This window comes from Vibrio sp. YT-19(2023), from assembly GCF_033337395.1.
Genome location: NZ_JAWOQN010001047.1, coordinates 1 through 537 on the forward strand (window position 1 = coordinate 1; position 537 = coordinate 537).

The 537-nt window shown below is 47.9% G+C and carries 1 pseudogene; it reads right to left on the minus strand.

Annotation, left to right across the window (positions count from 1 at the left end):
• Positions 1-537: pseudogene (locus R7E78_RS29950) on the minus strand (fimbrial biogenesis outer membrane usher protein); the annotation flags it as partial.

Consider the following 537-nt stretch of genomic DNA (forward strand, 5'->3'; position numbering starts at 1 on the left):
CGCGAGGCGACTGTAACCAACGCGTCCTCGCACATCGCCATCATCTTCCCTTTTCAGCGTTAAGCCGGCACTGCCGCCAAGCGAACCAAAGGGCAACGAGAACTGCGCTAATGTCACTGCCTGACCACCAATACTGTGGTTGTAAGAGAGCGACATATTGATGTCAAAAGGCAGAGCATAACTGTACGTAAGATTGAGCGTACGCGAACTAGAATCGGTTTGCTGAATATCGAAATAGCCACCGGAAAGTGAGCCCCAATCCCCTAGCCGTACTCCCATGTTGACTTGCGATACATGACGAGACTTCAGCGATGCATCCTCCCCTTTATTAAGCTTCTCGTAATTTGGCAAATGCGACAGGGTATAGAAATCAGCTTGCTCCACTTGCGTTCTAGCTGCGAAGCTAAACAACCTAGATTGGTAACTGTAACTAAGAGCGTATGAGCTGGATTGGTCTTTAAAATTACTGACTCGAAATGAGGCATCTACCGTACCTAAGTTGAACGCATTACTAACAAAACCCAGCCCTGCAACAAT